At 60.7% G+C, this 5,985-nt stretch carries 6 protein-coding genes; 5 read left to right on the top strand and 1 reads right to left on the bottom strand.

The features are described 5' to 3' along the window. Positions 1–325 precede the first annotated feature (325 nt). The gene (gene mdh / locus ABX749_RS18600) at positions 326–1,273 is read left to right on the top strand and encodes a malate dehydrogenase (RefSeq protein WP_145219209.1); all 948 of its coding nucleotides are present in this window, start codon (positions 326–328) and stop codon (positions 1,271–1,273) included. A 2-nt stretch (positions 1,274–1,275) separates the two neighbouring features. On the opposite strand, the gene ABX749_RS18595 is transcribed toward mdh, so the two are convergent. Continuing rightward, complete coding sequence (locus tag ABX749_RS18595; RefSeq protein ID WP_372897282.1) at positions 1,276–2,259, bottom strand: hypothetical protein; 984 nt, start codon at positions 2,257–2,259, stop codon at positions 1,276–1,278. A gap of 189 nt (positions 2,260–2,448) precedes the next feature. On the opposite strand from ABX749_RS18595, the gene ABX749_RS18590 reads away from it, so the two are divergent. The 4 genes from ABX749_RS18590 (at position 2,449) to ABX749_RS18575 (ending at position 5,752) form a co-directional block, all read left to right on the top strand. Beyond that, the gene (locus tag ABX749_RS18590; protein WP_145219207.1) at positions 2,449–3,591 is read left to right on the top strand and encodes an L-threonylcarbamoyladenylate synthase; all 1,143 of its coding nucleotides are present in this window, start codon (positions 2,449–2,451) and stop codon (positions 3,589–3,591) included. Then, positions 3,591–4,106: a ribose 5-phosphate isomerase B gene (rpiB, locus tag ABX749_RS18585; RefSeq protein ID WP_372897281.1), complete on the top strand. Its 516-nt coding sequence runs from the start codon at positions 3,591–3,593 to the stop codon at positions 4,104–4,106. The genes ABX749_RS18590 and rpiB overlap by 1 nt, the downstream gene beginning before the upstream one ends. Further along, positions 4,103–5,128: an ATP-binding protein gene (locus ABX749_RS18580; RefSeq protein WP_372897280.1), complete on the top strand. Its 1,026-nt coding sequence runs from the start codon at positions 4,103–4,105 to the stop codon at positions 5,126–5,128. Before rpiB ends, ABX749_RS18580 begins: the two co-directional genes overlap by 4 nt. 207 nt (positions 5,129–5,335) lie before the next feature. Next, positions 5,336–5,752 carry a DUF3750 domain-containing protein gene (locus ABX749_RS18575; protein WP_372897279.1) on the top strand — a complete coding sequence of 139 codons (417 nt, stop codon included), beginning with the start codon at positions 5,336–5,338 and terminating at the stop codon, positions 5,750–5,752. Positions 5,753–5,985: the final 233 nt, after the last annotated feature.

The following is a 5,985-nucleotide window of genomic DNA, read 5'->3' as shown; positions in this document are numbered from 1 at the left end:
TGGCCATCCTTGCGACGATCTGGTGGACGCGGCGCAACGCCAAAGAGGACGCCGAGGTTCGCAAGCGTGCCAGCCAAACCACGACGATCGATCTGTAGCCTTGGCCGTTCCGACTGATTCCCAGACGCCACCGGGGAACACATCGGTCTGGAGACTCGGTCTCCTTCGTCGTCAGCCATCGGCGGCGAAACACCACTTGGTCGCGACACGCTCCACTGCCTCCTCTTGACCACGGCGGCTGCTCTGAGACGATGGGCGTTTGTGACGATGGGCGTTTGTCAGTCGTCTTTCCGTTTTCGCCACTTCCCTGAATCAAGAATCAACCATGCGTCGCGCAAAAATCACCGTCATCGGAGCTGGTAACGTCGGAGCAACCTGTGCACATTGGTGTGCTGCTGCGGAGCTCGGTGACATTGTCCTGTTGGACATCCCCCAAACCGAAGACATGCCGGCCGGGAAAGCTCTCGACCTGATGCAGTCGTCGCCGATCATGGGCTTTGATTCCAAGATCGTGGGGACGACCAGTTACGACGACGCGGCAGACAGCGATGTGATCGTCGTCACCGCCGGAATCCCGCGAAAACCGGGCATGAGCCGCGATGACTTGCTGAGCACCAACGCACGGATCATCACCAGCGTCGGCGAAGAGATCAAGAAATCGAGTCCCAACGCCGTCGTGATCGTCGTCAGCAACCCGCTCGACGCGATGGTCCAACAGATGTGGAAGGTCACCGGTTTCGATCGCTCCAAGGTTTGCGGGCAAGCCGGCGTGCTGGACACCGCGCGATACCGCACATTCCTGGCGATGGAACTGGGCGTCAGCGTCGAAGACATCAGCGCGTTGCTGATGGGCGGACACGGCGACACGATGGTTCCGATCCCCAGCTGCACCAGCGTCGGCGGAATCCCGGTGACCCAGTTGATCGATCCGGCACGATTGGAAGAAATCGTCGAGCGGACCCGCAAGGGCGGTGCGGAAATCGTCTCGCTGCTCAAGACCGGCAGTGCCTACTATGCCCCCGCAGCGGCCTGTGCACAGATGGTCGAAGCGGTCGTCAAAGACAAGAAACGCTGCATCCCCGTCGCCGCACTTTGCGAAAGCGAATACGGCGTCGGCGGCTACTACGTCGGCGTGCCGGTGATCATGGGCAGCGCGGGTGTGGAAAAGGTCATCGAACTGAATCTGACCGAATCCGAAACGGCCGACTTCCAAAAGAGCGTCGACGCGGTCAAGGGTCTCGTCGCAACGATGGACGAACTACTCGCCGGTTAGCATCACGCCGGCAAACGGGTGCGTTGAATGCGATGGTTGTTGCTGTCCAGGACGTGCATTCTGTTTTCTGAATCAACGACCAGCCCCCAGGGCTGGTAGAGCTGGCCGACCTCGAATCCCGGCGCGCCCCAGATCGACTGCGGCGTGCCGTCGGCGGCCAGACGTTGAATCCGCTGGTTGCCATATTCGCACACCAGCACGCCGCCGTCGGCCAGCAGCGCCAAGTCATAGGGATAATGAAACTGGCCCGGCTGTTGGCCTTGTTGTCCCCAAGCGTCGATCCACCGCGGTGTCGGGCCGCTGATGTCGTAGCGTTGAATCCGATGGTTACACGCATCGGCGATCCACAACACATCGCCGGCAATCACCAAGCTTTGGGGGCGGACAAATTTTTCCGTCTCGCGTCCCGTCCCGCCCCACTGGGTCATGAAGTTGCCATCGGGATCGAATTTCTGGATGCGGTCGGAATCGCCGTATTCGCCGATATAAAAACAGTCGTCGTCGTCGGAGACCGCATCGGTGACGAAGGCGAATTGGCCGGGGTCTCGCCCGGGCTGACCGCCGATCTCCTTGGACTCGATCCGCCGGCCGTCGAGGTGGTAGACCAACATGCGGTAATAGTGTGTATCGGCGACCAGCAACAAATCGTCTTCGGGGCGTCGCCCGTGTTGGATCGCCAGCCCCGTCGGCCGGCCGTTTTTCGTCTCCGGCGTTTTCCATTGACGCAACCAGTTCCCATCGCGATCGAAGACTTGGATGCGACCGGTCGTATCGACGATGTAAAGCTGATCGTTGCGATCGATGGTGATGGCGCGAGGCTTGAGGAAACGGCCCGAGCTCTGTCCCCTTCGGCCCCAGACCAATTCGGTCTGGCCGTGCCCGCTGGCCGGCACACATCCCGGCACGGTGGCGGCGAGCGCCGCTGCGGCGCCAAGCCCCGCCCGTTTCAGCATCGCGCGGCGTGTGAACGAGGTTGAGGGTTGCATGACCGGTTGTCGCAGGTGTCTCATCGGATCGGATTGACGCGTCGTCGTTTTTCGCAGGGGACGTTCTCATTCTACAGGGCTTTTCCGGTTCGTCCGGTTGTGGACTTAATTTTGCCGCTCTTACAATGGCGGCACTCGATCCGGGGCGCGGGCCCTGCTCGTCTTTGACAGACTCATTCGTCGGCATTCATGACCAAAGTCCTTGATCTTCGCGAAACCGACGACCCCAGCGACATCATCCACCGCACCGTCCAAGCGTTGACCGAAGGCCAGGTGGTGGCGTTTCCGACCGACACGGTGTACGGACTGGCCGCACACGCGTTGGATGCCCAAGCGGTTGAGAAATTGATCGAGATCAAGGGTCGGGGCGAGGAACCGATGGCGATTTCGGTGCGGAGTCGTCAGGCGGCCGAAGACTTTTTCTGCGAAGCGTCTCCGGTCGCACGTCGGCTGAGCCACCGCTGTTGGCCGGGTCCGTTGACCTTGGTCACCCCCTGTGAAAACGACCACTCCGCGGTGCACCAATTACCACCATCGGTCCGCCAGCGGATCACCGGACCGAGTGGGGGGGTCGGATTCCGCGTCGTCGACCACCGAATTTTGCAATCGATCCACCGATTTATGGCCGCCCCGTTGGTGCTGACGAGTGCCAATTTAACTGGAAAACCGACACAAACCACCGCCGCCGGTGTGCTTGAGCAACTCTCCGGTACCCTACCACTGCTGCTCGACGACGGCCCGACTCGTTATGGTGGGGCATCGACGGTGGTCCGGGTGATCGGAAAACGTTGGGAACTGTTGCGAGAAGGAGTGATTGAACGAGCCGCCATGAATCAATTCGTCAAACCCGTTATTGTAATGGTATGCACCGGCAACACCTGTCGCAGCCCGATGGCGGAAACCCTGATGCGTGAACTACTGCGAAAGAAGATGGGCCGGGAAGACGCCGTTCGGGTGCTTTCGGCCGGTGTGGCCGCCTCCGCCGGCGGGAGCGCGAGTCCACAGTCGATCGAAGTGATGGGAGAGCGTAAACTGGATTTAACCGGACACGCCAGCCAACCGCTTGGTGATGACATCATGAACGTCGCCGATCTCGTCTTGACCATGACCCGTTCGCACCGCGCTGCGATCTTGGCCGCCTGGCCCGAGATGCACGATCGGGTGTTCACCTTGCGTCACGACGGCGGCGACATTTCCGATCCGATCGGAATGCCAGTCGATGCGTACCGCCAGTGTGCCGACCAGATGGAAGGCGAGCTGGAAAAATGGTTCGAGCGGCTGGACGACGACTTTTTTCCCGAGGTCTCCGACGGAGATCAGGAGTCTGCGTAATGCGAATTTCACTCGGTAGCGATCATCGCGGCGTACAGATCAAAGCGCGTCTGATCCAATCCCTGACCGCCAACTCGTACGAGATCCTCGACGAAGGCACCTTCAACGACTCCTCGGTCGACTACCCCGACTTTGCCGAAGTGGTCGCCAAACGCGTCAGCGACGGCCAGGCCGATCGCGGCATCCTGATCTGCGGAACCGGCATCGGCATGGCCATCACGGCCAACAAGTTCGCCGGCGTCCGCGCCGCACCGTGTTACGACGAAGTCATGGTCGAAATGAGCCGCCGACACAACGACGTCAATGTGCTGTGCCTGCCCGGCGATCTGATCGGCGAACGCTCCATCGATGACCTCGTCCTCCGCTGGCTGCAAACCGAATTCGACGGCGGCCGCCACGCCGAACGGATCGCCAAGATCGAAAAGATCGAAAAGGAAAACGTGCACGGCCCCAATTGCCATAGCGACAACCGCGTGACCGGCCACACGGCCGCCGCGGATTCCCAGGCCTCATGATCGCCAACTGGACCGATTTGATCGGCAACCGCCACCTGGAACAGTGGTTCGGCAACTCGATCCGCCAACAACGATTCGGCGGCAGTTTCTTGCTGGTCGGCCCGCCCGGTGTCGGCAAACGCAGCGTCGCGACGCTGCTGGCCCGGACCATGCTGTGCAACCGCAATCCGCCCGAGTCGATGCAGCCCTGCGGAACCTGTGAAGCGTGCGTCCAAGTCGACGCCGAAACCCACCCCGACCTGATCCGCATTCGTAAACCGAAAGACAAAACAGTGATCCCCGTCGACCTGCTGATCGGTCGCCCGGAAGTGCGGATGCAAGAAGGGTTCTGTCGCGACGTCCGGTTGAGCCCGTACTGTGGGCGCCGCAAAGTCGCGATCCTGGAAGACGCCGATTTCCTCAACGAAGAAGGCGCCAACTGCCTGCTCAAGACGCTCGAAGAACCGCCCTCGGATGCCGTGATCATGCTGGTCGGCACCAGCGAACAAAAACAATTGCCCACCATCCGTTCCCGCTGCCAGGTGATTCGCTTTGCGCCGTTGAACGCCGAAGAAGCGACACGGCTGATCCGTGACGTCCACCAGATCCCAGCCGAACCGGCCGAAATCTCTCACGCGGTCGAGATCGCCGGCGGAGACGTTCCGGCGGCACTGCGTCTGCTCAGTGACGAATCGAGACGCTTTCGCGATGCGTTGATCGGCGCGCTGGCGAGCCCGTTCCCAGATCCGATCGCGATTCGACGGATCGTCACGACGCGCGTGGACGAAGCCGGCAAAGAGGCTCCGAAAAAACGCGCCGTGTTGCGCGACGTTTTCTCGATGGCCATCGGACACTACCGCAAGACGATGCGTGAAGAAGCCTTCGCCGCAGCCCCTCGACCGATCACGCTGGCGCGGTTCGATCGCAGCGTTCGCGCGCTTCGAGAACTCGAACGGATGGCCAACGTGTCCACCTTGATCGATTGCTATGCCGCCGACATCGCCGCCGGGCAAACGGGTGACCGAGGCGAAATCGGGTCTTAGCGTTCCAGCAGTTCTGCCGGGCGAAACACCGAAAACAATACCCACCGATAGCAGCGCGAACCCACGGATGACAGGGTGCAATCAAGCCGCGGGTCCGCGCTGCCATCGGTGGGCTCACGGATCACTTCATCGCTCCGCAAGCTTCAGCCTGATCCCTCTTCCGCTCGACAAACACCACCCAAACATCAAAGCCGACAAAGCACTCGCATGACAGCCGATGCCGTCACCGTGGAACTCTGGGCGGCCCGTCTGCCGGGCCCCTTTCGATTTGCCGAGCATTGCTGGCTGCTGGTCCGTCGCAGCGACCAATGCGACCGCTGGGAGGTCTGGCAAAATGCCGACGCCGGAGGAGAGAGCTGGGGGCACGTGCATCGAAATCTGATGGCCCCCACCGCCGGTATCCGCAATCACCTCGCCTATGGGTTGCATCGATGGTGTGACGAGGAAGCCGACCAACTGGCGCGCCGAATCGAAACCGCACCGCACGCCTATCCCTGGTGCCACACCTACCGCTACGTCCCCGGCCCCAACAGCAACACCTTCGTCCAGTGGTGCCTGGAAGAACGCTATCGACTCCGTTGGCGAAGTGTCGGAGCGGGGTACGCCCGAAGGAGGTGGAGCTGAAGCGGGGCGGGAGAAGAAATGGTCAAAAAATGGGTTGGTCAAAAAATGAGAGCTCAGTCAGGTGGCTGATCAATGGACATCAGCCGTTTTGCGGCAGCCCACCGGGTTCCCATTTTTTGACCACCCTATTTCTTGACCACCCTATTTCTTGACCAACCCATTTTTTGACCAACCCATTTTTTGACCAACCCATTTTTTGACCAACCCATTTTTTGACCAACCCAATTTTTGAC

It is taken from the genome of Stieleria sp., assembly GCF_041595215.1.
Classification (GTDB): domain Bacteria; phylum Planctomycetota; class Planctomycetia; order Pirellulales; family Pirellulaceae; genus Stieleria; species Stieleria magnilauensis.
The sequence above is the reverse complement of the archived record's forward strand: the minus strand, read 5'-3'. Positions and strand labels throughout refer to the sequence as shown.